This is a genomic window from Leclercia adecarboxylata (genome assembly GCF_006171285.1).
In the GTDB taxonomy this organism is placed as follows: Bacteria; Pseudomonadota; Gammaproteobacteria; order Enterobacterales; family Enterobacteriaceae; genus Enterobacter; species Enterobacter barmai.
Genome location: NZ_CP040889.1, coordinates 4,011,029 through 4,026,569, shown reverse-complemented (window position 1 = coordinate 4,026,569; position 15,541 = coordinate 4,011,029). Strand labels below are relative to the sequence as shown.

Genomic DNA, 15,541 nt, shown 5'->3' with positions numbered 1-15,541 from the left:
TTATTGCTCCTTGTTCTCTTCCTCGTCAGGGAATTCAACCTTTAATGAGGCTGGCATCATGGTATACACCGGCAGTGTTTTACCTGTGTCTCCTGATGTTCCGTTGTAAACTTCACCTTCCGCAGTGGTAATACGATAACGGGTATGGGTTTTTATTTTTCCGGTTTCACTGTCTTTCAGCGTAAAACCTGCGCCATAGCCATACTGGTAATTAAATTGCGAAGTGGTGATAGTAGCAGGCCCCATTTTTTGCATGTTGGTGGACCTGAGCAAAATATTACCTTTACAACCCAGCTCAATATCATCACCCACTATTTTGATATACGAACCATTGCGATTTTTAAGTATCAACTCAGAAGCTGATGCAATCTCAACACGTCCTTCAGAGCTGGTAATTGTGACATCCCGTTTTGCCTGAGCATTGAGTGTGTCACTCTGTGCCTGGAGCTCCATGCTCCCACTACCCGCAATAAGTTGCATTCCGGTGCTTTGCGCAAAAAGGCTAACCGCCTCTACTGCGGCGATTGTTACTGATTCAGCTGCACTGATGTCCGTATTTCGGCCAGACATAATACCAACGCTTTGACCACCAGAAGCCACCCGGACAGCCGCCGGGCTAAGGATGCCAATTCCATTCGGTGCATGGGCTAAAAGCCCTGCCTGCTTCAGCCCATCCAGAGTTTCATTTAGCCTGGCCTGGCTGTCTGTATCCCCTGGGGTGGCGTGCTGACGTTGCACAACTTTACTTAAACTTCGCGCAAGTGACAGGGCCAGCTCAAGCTGACGTACCGCTGCCTCCATTTCCAGCATTGCCCCTTGTGCATCGGACTGGCGATCCGCACTCAGAAATATCCCTTTTCCACCCCGAATGGTTACCCAATCATCCGTTCTTAGTTCTGCGCCCTCACCCCGCGCCACTCGCTGGGCATCTACATTATGGCCCATGTTAAGTTGGGTTTTGCCGCCATACTCCGTACTGAGCTTTATATGCTCCTCACCCGCTTTATCCTCCATCCGTAATTTGTTGTTTTTCGGCGTGCGGATAACGTTACGGGTGTAGTTTAATTCAGTGACAGGGTCAGGATGTCGTGAATCGTGCAAAGCATAAGCAATATAAGGACGATCCGGATCGCCTTCATGGAAAGCAATAGCGACCTCAGTTCCGCGTATGAGCGGAAAGTGAAACCCGTATGTATCCCCGCCATAGGGCTTTGCCAGGCGAACCGGCATACTTTCCTGTCCCTGGTTTTTACCATCAAGGTCGGCATCAAATTTTACCCGGTACAAACCAGCAGCATTAAGCCAGGCATAAGCATCTCCCGACTTCGCGCTTGTCACGCGGGCGGTCATTGTTCCTGTTACCTTCGGGCGCGGCAGCAATGGCGGCCGCCAGCATATCGTTTCGCTGTAGGGAATAGCTGTCAATTCAACCAGAAGCGCTTTTTTGCGGCTACCGGTAAATTTCAGATGCCTGATAAGTACGGGTTGTTGCAGCAGCACAGGCAAAGTTGGGGGGAAGCAGTCCGTGATAGTCAGAACCTGCGCCGGAGACAAAGTCGCATCAGTGCTTTTTGCAGTGATTAGTGTCTGGTGAGATAAAAACCTTTCGTGGTCAAGGCGAGCATAAAAATTGGCGGTTTCCGGTGCTGGTTCGAACTTATCCCCCCGCTCCAGATGTCTCATTTGATAGTGATACACATTGCCATAGTTAACATCGCTACCCTCGCCGCGCGTCATATCTGCCGGAGCGGAATTCAATAGAGTATGCGCTGACCTGTGGTTGTAGTCTTTTGTGGTGACACTTGCCTCCACCACGTTATGCTCAACGTTAAGCTCCCATATTGAGTCTGAGCCGCTGTCGCTCATACCGGAGGGACTGTTTATCCCCAGTTGCTTACCAAACGTCATGGCGCTTTGCTTGTCGCCAAAATGAATGACTTCCGTGCATGTATCCTGCTGCACGGTAAAGAAATAAAAGATTCCCACTTCTGCAAGCAGACGTTGGATAAATGCCAGATCGCTTTCCTGATACTGGTTAATTTGCTCGCGTATCGGATAGCTATTTTTTAGCCTGAATTCAAACTCCCAGTTTTTCAGCCCATGCTCTGTCAGAACCTGCTCAATGACATCAGGCACTGATGTGTTAACAAAAAAGCGATGGCTACGGTGCTGGTTACTCAACAGGGACAAAAAAGGTTCCAGAGCGATCTCATATGAAACCTGATCGCGGGAACCTGTCAGACGACGAAAAGAGGAGATAATGCCATGTACAGTTTTAATGGTTACTGGAAGCTGCACCTTTCCAGTAAGTGCATCTGGCAGAAATTGCATGATAAGAGTACAGCCTTTACGAAGCATCGTTTCGGGCTGGATGTCATGATTAAGGCACGTAAAATTGATGGTGTAATGATAAAGCTCACTTAATCCTTCGTGCCCTTCAAATTTCAAGACATCAAGATGTAAATTGCTATCTTCCAAAGTAAGAAGGTAGCGGTTTAGTCCATCAACGGAGGCATTTTTAAGGCTATCTATATAATCCATTTATGATTCCATTTGAATAATTATCCTTAATTATCAATATGATAACATGCAAATAATCTCTAAAATTAGAGGGGGATCAATAACGGAATAACTACAGGTTTTAACGTAAAAATTCTGCTACCATCCCTGCACTATTCACCTTGCACTGGCAGCGACTATGAAATTTGTCTCTTTTAATATCAACGGCCTGCGCGCCCGTCCTCATCAACTGCAAGCCCTCGTCGACCAGCATCAGCCTGACGTGATCGGCCTGCAGGAGACAAAAGTTCACGACGATATGTTCCCCCTCGAAGAGGTGGCAAAACTGGGTTACAACGTCTTCTATCACGGCCAGAAAGGCCATTACGGGGTGGCCCTGCTCACCAAAGAGACGCCGGTCTCGGTGCGTCGCGGCTTCCCGGGTGACGGTGAAGATTCCCAGCGCCGCATCATCATGGCGGAAATCCCCTCACCGCTGGGCAACATCACCGTGATCAACGGTTACTTTCCGCAGGGCGAGAGCCGCGACCATCCCCTGAAGTTCCCGGCGAAAGAGAAGTTCTACCAGGATCTGCAGTCCTTCCTCGAAACCGAGCTGAAAAAAGAGAATCCGGTGCTGATCATGGGCGACATGAACATCAGCCATACCGATCTGGATATCGGCATCGGCGAGGACAGCCGCAAGCGCTGGCTGCGCACCGGAAAGTGCTCCTTCCTGCCGGAAGAGCGCGAGTGGATGGGACGTCTGCTGGACTGGGGTCTGGTGGATACCTTCCGCACCGCCAACCCGGAAACCCAGGATCGTTTCTCGTGGTTTGATTACCGCTCTAAAGGCTTTGATGACAACCGCGGCCTGCGCATCGACCTGCTGCTGGCAAGCGCCCCGCTGGCGGAGCGCTGCATCGAAACCGGGATCGACTACGAGATCCGCAGCATGGAAAAACCGTCTGACCATGCCCCGGTATGGGCAACCTTCGACGTGAAGTAAATGCGGATACATCGCGGTAAATTTCTGCTTATATGCGCCCTTCTGGGCGCTTTTAGCATCATCTTTACGCAACTGCCTCCCGGCATGCTGACGCTGGAAAATCTCCAGGCGCAGCATCAGGCCCTGCGGCTTTACTGCCAGCAGGCACCGTTAAAAAGCGCCGCACTCTTTTTTATCGTCTATGTGCTGGTCACCACCCTGTCGCTGCCGGGCGCAGCGCTACTGACCCTGCTCGGCGGGGCGCTGTTCGGCCTGTGGCCGGGGATCCTGCTGGTCTCGTTCGCCTCGACGCTTGGCGCGACGCTGGCGATGCTCACCAGCCGCTACCTGCTGCGTGACTGGGTGCAGCGCCGCTTTGCCGGGCCAATGCGCACCGTCAACCAAGGCGTCTCCCGCGACGGGGCGTTTTATCTCTTTGCCCTGCGCCTGGTGCCGCTGTTCCCGTTCTTTGTGGTCAACCTGCTGGCGGGAGTGACCACCCTCGGTGTGAGACGCTACTGGTGGGTCAGCCAGCTCGGCATGCTGCCGGGGGCGATTGTCTATCTGAATGCCGGGCACCAGTTGGGGCAGATCGCCTCGCTGCGTGATATCCTCTCACCCGGCGTGGTTTTTGCCTTCACGCTACTGGGGCTGCTGCCGCTCATCACCCGCTGGCTGCTGGCCCGTTTTTCCCGCACTTCTCCATAACAGGGAGGCATTATGCGCCGTGTGCGTTTTTGCATGTTGTTAACGGGCCTGCTGATGGCAGGACAGGCGCTGGCCGATGACGGCTGGCAGAAAATCAAACAGGACGCCCGGGGCCAGACCGTCTGGTTTAACGCCTGGGGCGGCGATGAGGCGGTGAACCGCTACCTGGACTGGGTGAGCGGCGAGATGAAAAGCCACTACGCCATCAACCTGAAGATTGTCCGTCTGGCGGATGCCGCCGATGCGGTGAAGCGGATCCAGACCGAGGCCAGCGCCGGGCGCAAAACTAACGGCTCGGTGGATCTGCTGTGGGTGAACGGGGAGAACTTCCGCACCCTGAAAACCGCCGGGCTGCTGCAGACTGGCTGGGCAAAAACCCTTCCCAACTGGCGCTATGTGGATACAACCAAACCGGTCAGCGAAGATTTCGCCATTCCGACCGAAGGGGCTGAATCCCCCTGGGGCAGCGCCCAGCTCACCTTTATTGCCCGTCGCGAACAGCTTGCTGAGCCGCTGGCGGACGCCGGGGCGCTGCTGGAATACGCCAGCAAACATCCCGGCACCGTCACCTACCCCCGCCCGCCTGACTTTACCGGCACCGCGTTCCTGGAACAGCTCCTGCTGACGCAGACCACCCAGCCGGAGGCGCTGAAACAGCCGCCGGACAGCGCCACCTTTGCCCGCGTTACCGCCCCCCTGTGGGCCTATCTGGATAAGCTGCATCCTTATCTGTGGCGCGAAGGGAAAGACTTCCCGCCGTCCCCGGCGCGGATGGATGCTTTGCTGGCGAGCGGTAATTTACGCCTGTCGATCACCTTTAACCCGGCCCACGCCCGGCAGAAAGTCGCCAGCAAGGAGCTGCCAGCTGACAGCTACAGCTTTGGCTTCCGCCAGGGGATGATCGGCAACGTCCATTTTGTGGCGATCCCGGCTAACGCCTCGGCCAGCGCGGGGGCAAAGGTCGTCGCGAACTTCTTACTCTCGCCAGAGGCGCAGATCCGCAAGGCGGACCCGGCCAACTGGGGCGACCCAAGCGTGCTTGACCCGCAGAAACTGCCTGCCTCCCAGGCAGAAAAGCTGCGCCAGTTTATTCCGGCGGATCTTCCACCGACCCTTGGTGAGCCGCATGCCGCCTGGGTTAACGCGCTGGAGCAGGAATGGCTTCGTCGCTACGGCACCCACTAAGCGCCCTGGTCTGGCTGCTGCTGGGCACGGTGTATCTGCCGCTACTGCCCGCCTTCGGCCTGCTGCTGCCGCCGATTTTTTCTGCGGATAGCTGGCGGGCGCTGGCGGCCGATCCGCAGCTGCCGCAGGCGCTGATCGCCACCCTGGTTTCTACCCTGATAGCCGCCGCCGGGGCGCTGATGCTGGCCCTCGCGGTGGTGGCCGCCCTGTGGCCCGGCAGCCGCTGGCGGCGGCTGTGCAACCATCTGCCTTGGCTGCTGGCGATCCCGCACGTGGCTTTTGCCGTTAGCGTATTGCTGGTTTTTGCCGAAGGCGGCGCGCTCTATCGCGTCTGTACGATCTGCTCCCCGGTGATGGATCGCTACGGGATCGGGCTGGGCCTGAGCCTCGCCGTCAAGGAGAGCGCTTTCGTGATGTGGGCGATTTATGCCTCGCTGCCGGAGAAGGAACTGGCACAAAAAGTGACGATCCTGCGATCGCTGGGCTACGGCCGCTGGCAGGCGCTGCGCTGGCTGATCCTGCCCGCCATTGCCCCGGCGCTGGGGGCGGTAATGCTGGCGGTGATCGCCTGGTCGCTGTCGGTGGTGGATGTCGCCCTGATCCTCGGGCCCGGTAATCCCCCCACCCTGGCGGTGCTGGCCTGGCAGTGGCTGACGCAGGGCGACAGCGTCCAGCAGGCCAAAGGGATGCTGGTATGCGCGATCCTGCTGGTGCTGCTGGAACTGATCGCCATCGCGGTGTTTACCGGCTGGCGGCGCTGGCGGCGCACCATCCCGGCGGTGTCCGGGGAGCGCCCGACGCCGCGACCGCTTGTGATGGGACAAGCCTGCGGGGTGCTGCTCCCCCTGGCCGGTCTCGCCAGCATCGCGGTGCTGGTGCTGGTGGCGGGCAATGCCAGCGTCACGCGCGAGACGGCCGGGCTGAGCCTGACGCTGGGGCTGCTCTCTGCGGGTATTGCGCTGGGGATGATTCTGCTGTGGCTCGAGTGGGGCCCGCAGCGCGGCGCGTTCTGGGTCTGGCTGCCGCTGGCCCTTCCCGCCCTGCCGCTGGTGGCCGGGCAGTATCGGCTCGCGCTGCTGTTACAGCTGGACGGACAGTTTATCGCCGTGCTGTGGGGGCATCTGCTGTGGGTGCTGCCGTGGATGCTGCTGGTGATGCAACCGGCCTGGCGCAGGCTCGATCCGCGCCTGATCCTGACCGCCCGCACGCTCGGCTGGGGATCGCTTAAAATTTTCTGGCTGATCAAATGCCCGCAGATGATCCGCCCGGCGCTGACGGCGTTCGCGGTCGGCTTTTCCGTCAGCGTGGCGCAGTATCTGCCCACCCTGTGGTTGGGGAGCGGACGGTTTACCACCCTCACAACCGACGCCGTCGCGCTCAGCAGCGGCGGTAGCAGCGCGGTGCTGGCGGCGCAGGCGCTGTGGCAGCTGCTGCTGCCGATGCTGGTTTTCGCCGTCTGCATTGTACTTTCCAGGCTGATTGGCCGTTTTCGACAGGGGTTACGTTAATGCTGATGGTCAAGGATGTTTCGCTCTCGCTGCGCCAGACAACGCTGCTGCATAACGTCAGTTTTACCGTGCAGCCAGGGGAGATCCTCACTCTGATGGGCCCTTCTGGCAGCGGGAAATCCTCGCTGTTTGCCTGGATGGTGGGGGCCCTGCCCGCGGATTTGCATGCCGAAGGGGAGCTGTGGATCAACGCCCGGCGCTGCGACACCCTGCCCACCGAGCAGCGGGGCCTGGGGCTGCTGTTCCAGGACGCGCTGTTGTTCGATCACTTCAGCGTCGGGCAGAACCTGCTGCTGGCGCTCCCGGCGTCGGTCAAAGGCGCGGCGCGCAAACAGCAGGTCAACGACGCGCTGGACGCCGCCGAACTGAGCGGATTTTTTCATCGCGATCCCGCCACGCTTTCCGGCGGGCAGCGCGCCCGGATCGGCCTGCTGCGCGCCCTGCTGGCGCAGCCGCAAGCGCTGCTGCTTGATGAGCCATTCAGTCGTCTGGATAAAACACTGCGCGATCAGTTTCGCCGCTGGGTGTTTGCCGAAGTGCGCAGCCTGGGCATTCCGGTCGTACAGGTGACCCACGACGAGGACGATGTACCGTCCGGCGGTCGGGTGCTGGCGATGGAGAAGTGGCAATGAATCGAAGGGCAACCTGCGCAAACGCAACGTTTTTAGTCGGGAGGGTTGCCACAATCACGGCTCTTTTCTCTCACGACGGGCATTTCGATGAAACGTGTTTCTCAACTGACCGCGCTGACCGCCGCTTTAGGTCTCGCCGCTTTCTCTTCTTTCGCCGCTGATATGACGCACTCCCTCACCCTGGCTGAGCTTCAGCAGCAAAAAGGCGCGGTGATTGATACCCGCGTCAGCGCCTTTTACAACGGCTGGCCCCAGGCACTGAACGGGACGTCCGGGCATGAACCTTCGGCTCTAAATCTTTCTGCCAGCTGGCTTGGCGCGATGAACGAGGCGCAGCTGAAAGCCTGGGCTTCGCAGCATCAGTTAACTCAAGCAACCCCCATCGCGTTATACGGCAGCGACAGCGATAACCAGGCCGTGAATGCGCGGCTGAGCGAGGCGGGCTTCAGCCACATCGCTTTGCTCGGTGACGCCCTGCACACCCCGGCCCGCCTGCAGCGCCTCGCCCACTTCGAACAGCTGGTTTATCCCCAATGGCTCAGTCAACTTCAGCAGGGTAAACCCGTGACCGCCGCCCCTGCCGGGGAGTGGAAAGTGATTGAGGCAGCCTGGGGCGCGCCGAAATTTTATCTGCTGAGCCACATTCCCGGTGCGGACTATATCGACACCAACGAGGTGGAGAGCGAGCCACTGTGGAACAAGGTCTCCGATGACGCGCTCAAAGCCATGCTGGCGAAACACGGCATTCGCCATGACACCACGGTGATCCTTTACGGCCGCGACGTCTATGCCGCCGCACGCGTGGCGCAAATCATGCTGTATGCCGGGGTGAAAGATGTCCGCCTGCTGGATGGCGGCTGGAAAGCGTGGGACGAAGCCGGCCTGCCGGTTGAGCGCGGCACGCCGGGCAAAGTGACCCCCGCCGCCGATTTTGGCGCGCCAGTTCCCGGGCAGCCGCAGCTGATGCTGAATACCGAACAGGCTCGCGGCCTGCTGCATCGTAAGGACGCCTCGCTGGTGAGCATCCGCTCGTGGCCGGAGTTTACCGGCGTCACCAGCGGCTACAGCTACATCAAGCCAAAAGGTGAGATTCAGGGCGCTCGCTGGGGCCATGCGGGGAACGATGCCACCCATATGGAAGATTTCAAGAACCCGGACGGCACCATGCGCAGCGCGGACGATATCGCGGGGATGTGGAAGCAGTGGCATATTCTGCCGGATCAGCAGGTGGCGTTTTACTGTGGCACCGGCTGGCGGGCGTCCGAAACCTTTATGTACGCCCGGGCGATGGGCTGGAAAAACGTCGGCGTCTATGACGGGGGCTGGTATGAGTGGAGCAGCAACCCGCAGAACCCGGTGGTAACCGGTGAACGCGGGCCAGACAGTACGCTGTGATCACGGCTGGCGCTGAACGTTTTTCAGCGTCAGATACCCGCTCCAGATGCGCGTTGCGGTGGTGAGCCAGCACAACGCGCCAAACACCCACGCCAGCCAGCCGAAATACGCCGGGAACAGGCAAAAAAGCAGAAACAGCAGTAGCGTTTCCGTCCCCTCCGTCAGGCCCCCCAGATAGTAAAACGACTTATGGGCATAGCCCGGATTATCAATCTCATGCTTCGCGGCCAGCGCCGCAAACGCCAGAAAACTGCTCCCGGTGCCGATAAAGGCAAACAGCAGCCAGGCGGCGGGCAGCGCGTTATGGACAGGATCGGCGAGGGCAAAACCAAAGGGCACCAGGGCGTAGAACAGGAAGTCGAGAGAGATATCGAGAAAACCGCCGGCATCGGTCAGCCCGCGCCGCCGGGCCAGCGCCCCGTCCAGCCCGTCAAGCAGACGGTTCAGCACAATGACCACCAGCGCTGCCAGATACCAGCCCTGCGCCAGAAACGGCAGCGCCAGCACCCCGATGGCAAAGCCAATCAACGTAATGCCGTCCGGGGTGATGCCCGGTTTATCAAGGGTGGTTACCAGCCGGTTAAGCAGCGGCTTGATGCGCGGGTGAAGGTGACGGTCAAGCATCGCGTTTCTCTCCTGCCACTGCACATAATCCCTGCGAGGGGATCTCCAGCGCCGCGTTAAAGCGGGCCGATAAATTCTGGAAAGCGATCAGGGCCGTCATCTCGGTGATCGCCTCCTCATCAAAGTGACGGCGCAGCGCCGCTTTGGTGGTCTCATCAACCCTCGGCGGCGTGGCGGTCACCGCCTCCGCATAGGCCAGCGCGGCGCGCTCTTTATCGTTGAACAGGCTGCTGTCGCGCCATGTCGCCACCGCCTGCACCTTATCCAGCCCGCCGCTGCGTTCTGCCAGGCGCAACGCGTTGGCGTCGATGCAAAAGGCGCAGTGGCAGATCTGCGAGATACGGGTCATCAGCAGCGATCGCAGTACCGGCTCGAGCGGCGATTTTTTACGCTCCAGAAAGCCGACAAACAGCGCCACCAGCCAGAAGAGCCGGGGCATGCGTCCCCACCAACGCAGGGGATTAAGCACCGCGCCATAATGTTTTTTCTGCATCGAGGCGACTGGCGTTAGAATGGCGGGGATGGATTCGATGGGTTTAACCCAGACTGGCGGTATCTCTTTCACAGGATGCTCCCTGGCGTGTTAAGTGCGCAGATCCTAACTCTTTTTCTCTCAACCATTATTGACGATCATGCTAAAAACACTCGATGTTGTCTGCGCTATTCTCGAACGGGATGGCAAAATTTTACTGGCGCAACGCCCTGAGCATGCGGATCAGCCGGGTCTGTGGGAGTTTGCCGGGGGTAAAGTGGAAACCGGGGAGACGCAGCCCGACGCGCTGGTGCGTGAGTTGCGCGAGGAGCTGGGTATTGAAGCCCGCCCTGCCCGCTACGTCGCCAGCCATCAGCGGGAAGTGTCGCAGCGACTCATCAATCTGCACGCCTGGCACGTACCGGAATTTACCGGCGCACCCCAAACGCACTACCACAGCCAGCTGGTGTGGTGTTCACCGCGCGAGGCGCTGGATTACGATCTCGCCCCGGCGGATATCCCTTTGCTTGAAGCGTTTATTCTCTTACGCGACGCCACACCAGCGGATTCGTGCTCAGGGCATTAGGATCGCGCTGGCACTGCAACAGCACCCCTTCGGCTTTTACTACCGCCCCTTCTGAATAGTTCTGATCCTGAAAAATGCAGCACTGGTTGCAAGGCGGCGGACGCTGACCGCTGGAGCTGAAGATCTCCGGCGGGATATTCACATCCACGCCGGTGCCAAACCGCTGGTCGGCCTGACTGCCGGCCGAGAAAACCCCAAGCAAAACAGCCATCACAATACGCTTCATAGACGTCTCTTCCTGTTGTGTCCTGATAATCACTATAACGGTAAAAAGTGGCCGAAGCTTTAATCCCGCCGGTCATCGTTTTTTGTTATGACCTGGCGCGTTTAATGAATTTATCTGGACGGCGAAATTTCGCTTGCATTCAAAAGGCCATCGGGTGGTATAGTCGAAAAACACAACAACATGTATATATTTGTAACAAATAGAACAATCTTTAATATAAGAGGAACTTATAGTTATGGACCAGGCTTGCTCCCTTGAATCCTTTTTGAATCGTGTTCAACAGCGTGACCCGCACCAGAGCGAATTTGCTCAGGCCGTACGTGAAGTAATGACCACCCTCTGGCCATTCCTGGAACAAAACCCCCGCTATCGTCAGATGTCCCTGCTTGAGCGCCTGGTTGAACCTGAACGCGTGATCCAGTTCCGCGTGGTATGGATCGATGACCGCAATCAGGTGCAGGTCAACCGTGCCTGGCGCGTGCAGTTCAGCTCCGCGATTGGCCCGTTCAAGGGCGGGATGCGTTTCCACCCGTCGGTGAACCTGTCGATCCTGAAGTTCCTCGGCTTTGAACAGACCTTTAAAAATGCCCTGACCACCCTGCCTATGGGCGGCGGTAAAGGCGGCAGCGATTTCGATCCGAAAGGCAAAAGCGAAGGCGAAGTGATGCGTTTCTGCCAGGCGCTGATGACTGAACTCTATCGTCACCTGGGCGCGGATACCGACGTACCGGCCGGGGATATCGGCGTTGGCGGTCGCGAGGTGGGCTTTATGGCCGGGATGATGAAAAAACTCTCCAACAACAGCGCCTGCGTCTTTACCGGGAAAGGCCTCTCCTTCGGCGGCAGCCTGATCCGCCCGGAAGCCACCGGCTACGGTCTGGTCTACTTCACGGAAGCGATGCTGAAGCGTCACGGGATGAGCTTTGACGGGATGCGGGTTGCGGTTTCCGGCTCCGGCAACGTGGCCCAGTACGCAATCGAGAAAGCGATGGAGCTGGGCGCACGGGTGATCACCGCCTCTGACTCCAGCGGTACCGTGGTTGACGAAGCGGGCTTCACTACCGAAAAACTGGCGCGCCTGTGCGAGATCAAAGCCAGCCGCGACGGCCGCGTGGCCGATTATGCCCGTGAGTTCGGGCTGGTCTATCTGGAAGGCAAACAGCCGTGGGCCGTACCGGTGGATATCGCCCTGCCGTGCGCCACCCAGAACGAACTGGACGTGGATGCCGCGCACCAGCTGATCGCCAACGGCGTGAAAGCGGTGGCCGAAGGGGCCAACATGCCAACCACCATCGAAGCCACCGACCTGTTCCTGCAGGCTGGCGTGCTGTTCGCACCGGGTAAAGCGGCGAACGCCGGCGGTGTGGCAACCTCAGGTCTGGAGATGGCGCAAAACGCCGCGCGTATGGGCTGGAAAGCGGAGAAAGTGGATGCGCGTCTGCATCACATTATGCTGGATATTCACCACGCCTGCGTCGAGTACGGCGGCGAGGAGAAGCAGACCAACTACGTTCGCGGCGCGAACATTGCCGGGTTTGTGAAAGTGGCGGATGCGATGTTGGGTCAGGGTGTGATCTGATTCTGTGGCTGTGCCGGGTGGCGCTGCGCTTACCCGGCCTACGGTTCGTGCTTTTGTAGGCCGGGTAAGGCGTAGCCGCCACCCGGCAATTCCTCAGGCCGCACTCTTCTTCTTAAACTTTTTCTTCTTGTCGCCGCCCGGCGCCACCATGCCGCGAAAATCTCTCACCGAGGTGTTCCGCGCCTGGTTGATCAAATCAAATAACGTCCCCACCAGCGGCTGCATAAAGTCCTGATAGCGACACTGCTTCTCGCTGATCTGCGTCAGCACCGACTCCCAGTGCGCGGTCATGTCCGGTCTGGCGGCCATCTCCGGCAGAGAGTGGATCAGCGCCCGGCCCGCATCCGTCGAGTGGATATAGCGCCCTTTCTTGTGCAGAAAACCGCGTTTGAACAGCAGCTCGATGATCCCAGCGCGGGTCGCTTCCGTTCCCAGCCCGTCGGTCGCGCGCAGGATCTTCTTCAGATCTTTATCCTGCACAAAGCGGGCGATCCCGGTCATGGCAGAAAGGATTGTGGCGTCGGTGAAGTGGCGCGGTGGCTGGGTTTGTCGCTCCACCACTTCGCCTTTCTCGCACAGCAGCTCGTCGTTTTTCGCCACCACCGGCAGCGGCGTACCGTCGTTCTCCTCGTCCCGCTCTTTATTGCCCAGTAGCGTGCGCCACCCGGCTTCCGCGAGGAATCGGGCTTTAGCGATAAACTTGCCTTTGGCGATCTCCAGCTCAATAACGCACTTGCGGAACACCGCATCCGGGCAGAACTGCATCAGATACTGGCGGGCCACGAGGTTATAGACCTTCGCTTCGTTATCCGTCAGGTTGACGGAACTGCTGCGCGCCGTCGGAATGATGGCGTGGTGAGCATCCACCTTTTTATCGTCCCAGCAGCGGTTGCGGGTGTCCGGGTTGACCACCGGCTGCGGCACCAAATCGGGAGCGTGCGCGGCAATGGCGTTCAGTACCGCGTGACGCCCGGCGAAATGCTCTTCCGGCAGGTAGCGGCTGTCGGAACGCGGATAGGTAATCAGCTTGTGCGTCTCATACAGCTTCTGGCAGATATCGAGCACGTTTTGCGCGCTCAGGCCGTAGCGTTTTGCCGCTTCAATCTGCAAAGCAGAAAGCGAGAACGGCAGCGGCGCAGGTTCTGATTCCCGTTTATCGTTATAGCTGGTGACCACAGCGGGCTGACCCTGGATGCGGGTCACCACGTGATCGGCCAGAGGACGATGCAGCAGACGCCCCTCTTCATCCTGATAGGGTTCGCAGGCCTCGCTCGGCTGCCATACGGCGGTAAAGCGTTCGTCTTTCGGGGTGACGATGTGGGCCTTCACTTCGAAGAAGTCTTTGGCGACAAAGTTCTCGATCTCCTCATCGCGACGCACTACCAGCCCCAGCACCGGGGTCTGCACCCGGCCCACCGAGAGCACACCCTGATACCCGGCGTTACGCCCGAGAATGGTGTAGGCGCGGGTCATGTTGATGCCGTACAGCCAGTCGGCGCGGGCACGGGCGAGCGCCGAGACGCACAGCGGGACAAACTCGCTGTTGGATCGCAGACGCGAAATGGCCCGCTCGACCGCCTGCGGGTTGAGATCGTTAATCAGACAGCGCTGCACCTGCTGGCGTTTTTCCGGGGCCAGACTCAGGTAATCCAGCACTTCGTCCACCAGCAGCTGACCTTCACGGTCCGGGTCACCGGCGTGGATCACTTCCGTCGCCTCATTCAGCAGCCGCTTAATCACGTTCAGCTGTTTGGTCACCGACGGGCGCGGCTGCAGCTGCCACTTTTCCGGCACGATGGGGAGATCGTTCAGATTCCAGCGCGCGTAGCGGCTGTCGTAGGCGTCCGGCTGGGCCTGCTCCAGCAGGTGGCCAATACACCAGGTGACCACCTGCCCGTTTCCGCACTCAATATAGCCATCGCCCTTGCGATGCGGTTTGGGTAAAACATCCGCAATCGCCCTGGCGAGGCTCGGTTTTTCGGCAATAAATAACCGCATTGAATTAACGGATCTCAATCATCGGACGGCCGCCGCGGGCGGTCACCAGCTCGCCAATGGCGGTGAGGGTGATACCGTACTCGGCGGCTGTCGCGCGGACGTCGTCTTCGGCGTCTGGGGTTACGGCCAGCAGCAGGCCGCCGGAGGTCTGCGGATCGCACAGCAGATCGCGCCACTCGGCAGGCATCTCGCCCATCAGATGACCGTAGCTGGCGAAGTTACGCTGTGTTCCGCCCGGGACAGCGCCCTGGGTAATGTAGGCTTCGACGCCCGGCAGTTTAGGTATGTCCTGATACCAGAGCTGCGCCTGCACGCCCGCGCCCTGACACACTTCGCTGAGGTGGCCCAGCAGCCCGAAGCCCGTCACGTCGGTCATCGCCTTCACGCCGTCGATATTGGCAAAGGCGGCACCGGCCAGGTTCATCTGACACATCACTTCCGTCGCCAGCCCTTTGTGCTCCGGCAGCAGCAGTGATTTTTTCTCGGCGGTGGTGAGCACGCCAATCCCCAGCGGCTTGGTGAGGAACAGCTTGCAGCCCGCTTCAGCGGTGCTGTTGCGTTTGACGCGTTCCGTGGGTACCACGCCCGTGACCGCCAGGCCGAAAATCGGCTCCGGGGCATCAATGGAGTGGCCACCCGCCAGGGCGATCCCCGCCTGCTGGCAGGCAAAACGCCCACCCTCGATCACCTCCCGGGCGATCTCCGGGGCCAGGGTATTAATCGGCCAACCGAGGATCGCAATCGCCATGATCGGCTTGCCGCCCATGGCAAAAATATCGCTGATGGCGTTGGTGGCCGCGATGCGCCCGAAGTCGTACGGGTTGTCGACGATGGGCATGAAGAAATCGGTGGTGCTGATGATGCTGGTGCCGTTGCCCAGATCGTAGACGGCGGCATCGTCGCGGGTTTCATTGCCCACAAGCAGGTTCGGGTCGACAAACTTCGCCTGCTCGCTGTGCAGGATGGTCTCCAGCACTTTAGGTGAAATTTTACAACCGCAACCGGCTCCATGGCTGTATTGCGTTAAACGAATGGCTTGCTCGCTCATGACAATCTCCTTTCATTACAATTGCACTATGTTAGCGCTCATTCCATTAAGTGATAAGTATGACTGTCTGAATTCTGCTGCGCTTGCTCAGGA

Annotated in this window: 14 protein-coding genes; 8 read left to right on the top strand and 6 right to left on the bottom strand. The window is 59.0% G+C overall.

Annotated elements, in window-relative coordinates; translation table 11 throughout:
- On the bottom strand, positions 1-2,541 hold the full coding sequence (locus FHN83_RS20965; protein WP_139564816.1) for a type VI secretion system Vgr family protein: 2,541 nt from the start codon (positions 2,539-2,541) through the stop codon (positions 1-3).
- Positions 2,542-2,698: 157 nt separating this feature from the next.
- On the opposite strand from FHN83_RS20965, the gene xthA reads away from it, so the two are divergent.
- The 6 genes from xthA (at position 2,699) to FHN83_RS20935 (ending at position 8,915) form a co-directional block, all read left to right on the top strand.
- Positions 2,699-3,508, top strand: a complete 810-nt coding sequence (gene xthA / locus FHN83_RS20960; RefSeq protein WP_039029044.1) for an exodeoxyribonuclease III — start codon at positions 2,699-2,701, stop codon at positions 3,506-3,508.
- 6 nt (positions 3,509-3,514) lie between these two features.
- Complete coding sequence (locus tag FHN83_RS20955) at positions 3,515-4,195, top strand: TVP38/TMEM64 family protein (RefSeq protein ID WP_419146423.1); 681 nt, start codon at positions 3,515-3,517, stop codon at positions 4,193-4,195.
- Between the two features lie 21 nt (positions 4,196-4,216).
- Complete coding sequence (locus tag FHN83_RS20950) at positions 4,217-5,380, top strand: ABC transporter substrate-binding protein (protein WP_419146422.1); 1,164 nt, start codon at positions 4,217-4,219, stop codon at positions 5,378-5,380.
- A complete protein-coding gene (locus tag FHN83_RS20945) occupies positions 5,353-6,888 on the top strand; it encodes an ABC transporter permease subunit (protein WP_139564813.1) in 1,536 nt (511 codons plus the stop codon). Before FHN83_RS20950 ends, FHN83_RS20945 begins: the two co-directional genes overlap by 28 nt.
- On the top strand, positions 6,888-7,520 hold the full coding sequence (locus FHN83_RS20940; protein ID WP_139564812.1) for an ATP-binding cassette domain-containing protein: 633 nt from the start codon (positions 6,888-6,890) through the stop codon (positions 7,518-7,520). The genes FHN83_RS20945 and FHN83_RS20940 overlap by 1 nt, the downstream gene beginning before the upstream one ends.
- 87 nt (positions 7,521-7,607) lie before the next feature.
- Positions 7,608-8,915 (top strand): sulfurtransferase, encoded by a 1,308-nt coding sequence (locus FHN83_RS20935; protein ID WP_139564811.1) that lies wholly within the window; start codon positions 7,608-7,610, stop codon positions 8,913-8,915.
- On the opposite strand, the gene FHN83_RS20930 is transcribed toward FHN83_RS20935, so the two are convergent.
- Together FHN83_RS20930 and FHN83_RS20925 are read right to left on the bottom strand one after the other, a co-directional pair.
- Entirely contained in the window at positions 8,916-9,539 is a 624-nt protein-coding gene (locus tag FHN83_RS20930) for a CDP-alcohol phosphatidyltransferase family protein (RefSeq protein WP_139564810.1), read from the bottom strand. It abuts the gene before it with no gap.
- Positions 9,532-10,104, bottom strand: coding sequence for a carboxymuconolactone decarboxylase family protein (locus FHN83_RS20925; protein WP_419146395.1), 573 nt, complete (start codon positions 10,102-10,104; stop codon positions 9,532-9,534). The genes FHN83_RS20930 and FHN83_RS20925 overlap by 8 nt, the downstream gene beginning before the upstream one ends.
- A 67-nt stretch (positions 10,105-10,171) precedes the next feature.
- On the opposite strand from FHN83_RS20925, the gene FHN83_RS20920 reads away from it, so the two are divergent.
- Positions 10,172-10,597, top strand: coding sequence for a pyrimidine (deoxy)nucleoside triphosphate diphosphatase (locus FHN83_RS20920; RefSeq protein ID WP_139564809.1), 426 nt, complete (start codon positions 10,172-10,174; stop codon positions 10,595-10,597).
- Here the strand turns inward: FHN83_RS20920 and FHN83_RS20915 are convergent.
- Positions 10,548-10,823 (bottom strand): YnjH family protein, encoded by a 276-nt coding sequence (locus FHN83_RS20915; protein WP_039029037.1) that lies wholly within the window; start codon positions 10,821-10,823, stop codon positions 10,548-10,550. The two genes, FHN83_RS20920 and FHN83_RS20915, sit on opposite strands and share 50 nt — an antisense overlap.
- A gap of 235 nt (positions 10,824-11,058) precedes the next feature.
- Between FHN83_RS20915 and gdhA the strand changes: the two genes are divergently transcribed.
- Positions 11,059-12,402, top strand: coding sequence for an NADP-specific glutamate dehydrogenase (gene gdhA, locus FHN83_RS20910; protein ID WP_139564808.1), 1,344 nt, complete (start codon positions 11,059-11,061; stop codon positions 12,400-12,402).
- 93 nt (positions 12,403-12,495) lie between these two features.
- Here the strand turns inward: gdhA and FHN83_RS20905 are convergent, their stop codons facing one another.
- Together FHN83_RS20905 and selD are read right to left on the bottom strand one after the other, a co-directional pair.
- A complete protein-coding gene (locus FHN83_RS20905) occupies positions 12,496-14,400 on the bottom strand; it encodes a DNA topoisomerase III (RefSeq protein WP_139564807.1) in 1,905 nt (634 codons plus the stop codon).
- 4 nt (positions 14,401-14,404) lie between these two features.
- A complete protein-coding gene (selD, locus tag FHN83_RS20900) occupies positions 14,405-15,448 on the bottom strand; it encodes a selenide, water dikinase SelD (RefSeq protein ID WP_138368757.1) in 1,044 nt (347 codons plus the stop codon).
- Positions 15,449-15,541: the final 93 nt, after the last annotated feature.

Bases quoted from the DNA above. Each gene is read 5' to 3' on its own strand.
- FHN83_RS20965 (WP_139564816.1), bottom strand. From the start codon at position 2,541: ATGGATTATATAGATAGCCTTAAAAATGCCTCCGTTGATGGACTAAAC.
- xthA (WP_039029044.1), top strand. From the start codon at position 2,699: ATGAAATTTGTCTCTTTTAATATCAACGGCCTGCGCGCCCGTCCTCAT.
- FHN83_RS20945 (WP_139564813.1), top strand. From the start codon at position 5,353: ATGGCTTCGTCGCTACGGCACCCACTAAGCGCCCTGGTCTGGCTGCTG.
- FHN83_RS20940 (WP_139564812.1), top strand. From the start codon at position 6,888: ATGCTGATGGTCAAGGATGTTTCGCTCTCGCTGCGCCAGACAACGCTG.
- FHN83_RS20935 (WP_139564811.1), top strand. From the start codon at position 7,608: ATGAAACGTGTTTCTCAACTGACCGCGCTGACCGCCGCTTTAGGTCTC.
- FHN83_RS20930 (WP_139564810.1), bottom strand. From the start codon at position 9,539: ATGCTTGACCGTCACCTTCACCCGCGCATCAAGCCGCTGCTTAACCGG.
- FHN83_RS20920 (WP_139564809.1), top strand. From the start codon at position 10,172: ATGCTAAAAACACTCGATGTTGTCTGCGCTATTCTCGAACGGGATGGC.
- FHN83_RS20915 (WP_039029037.1), bottom strand. From the start codon at position 10,823: ATGAAGCGTATTGTGATGGCTGTTTTGCTTGGGGTTTTCTCGGCCGGC.
- gdhA (WP_139564808.1), top strand. From the start codon at position 11,059: ATGGACCAGGCTTGCTCCCTTGAATCCTTTTTGAATCGTGTTCAACAG.
- FHN83_RS20905 (WP_139564807.1), bottom strand. From the start codon at position 14,400: ATGCGGTTATTTATTGCCGAAAAACCGAGCCTCGCCAGGGCGATTGCG.
- selD (WP_138368757.1), bottom strand. From the start codon at position 15,448: ATGAGCGAGCAAGCCATTCGTTTAACGCAATACAGCCATGGAGCCGGT.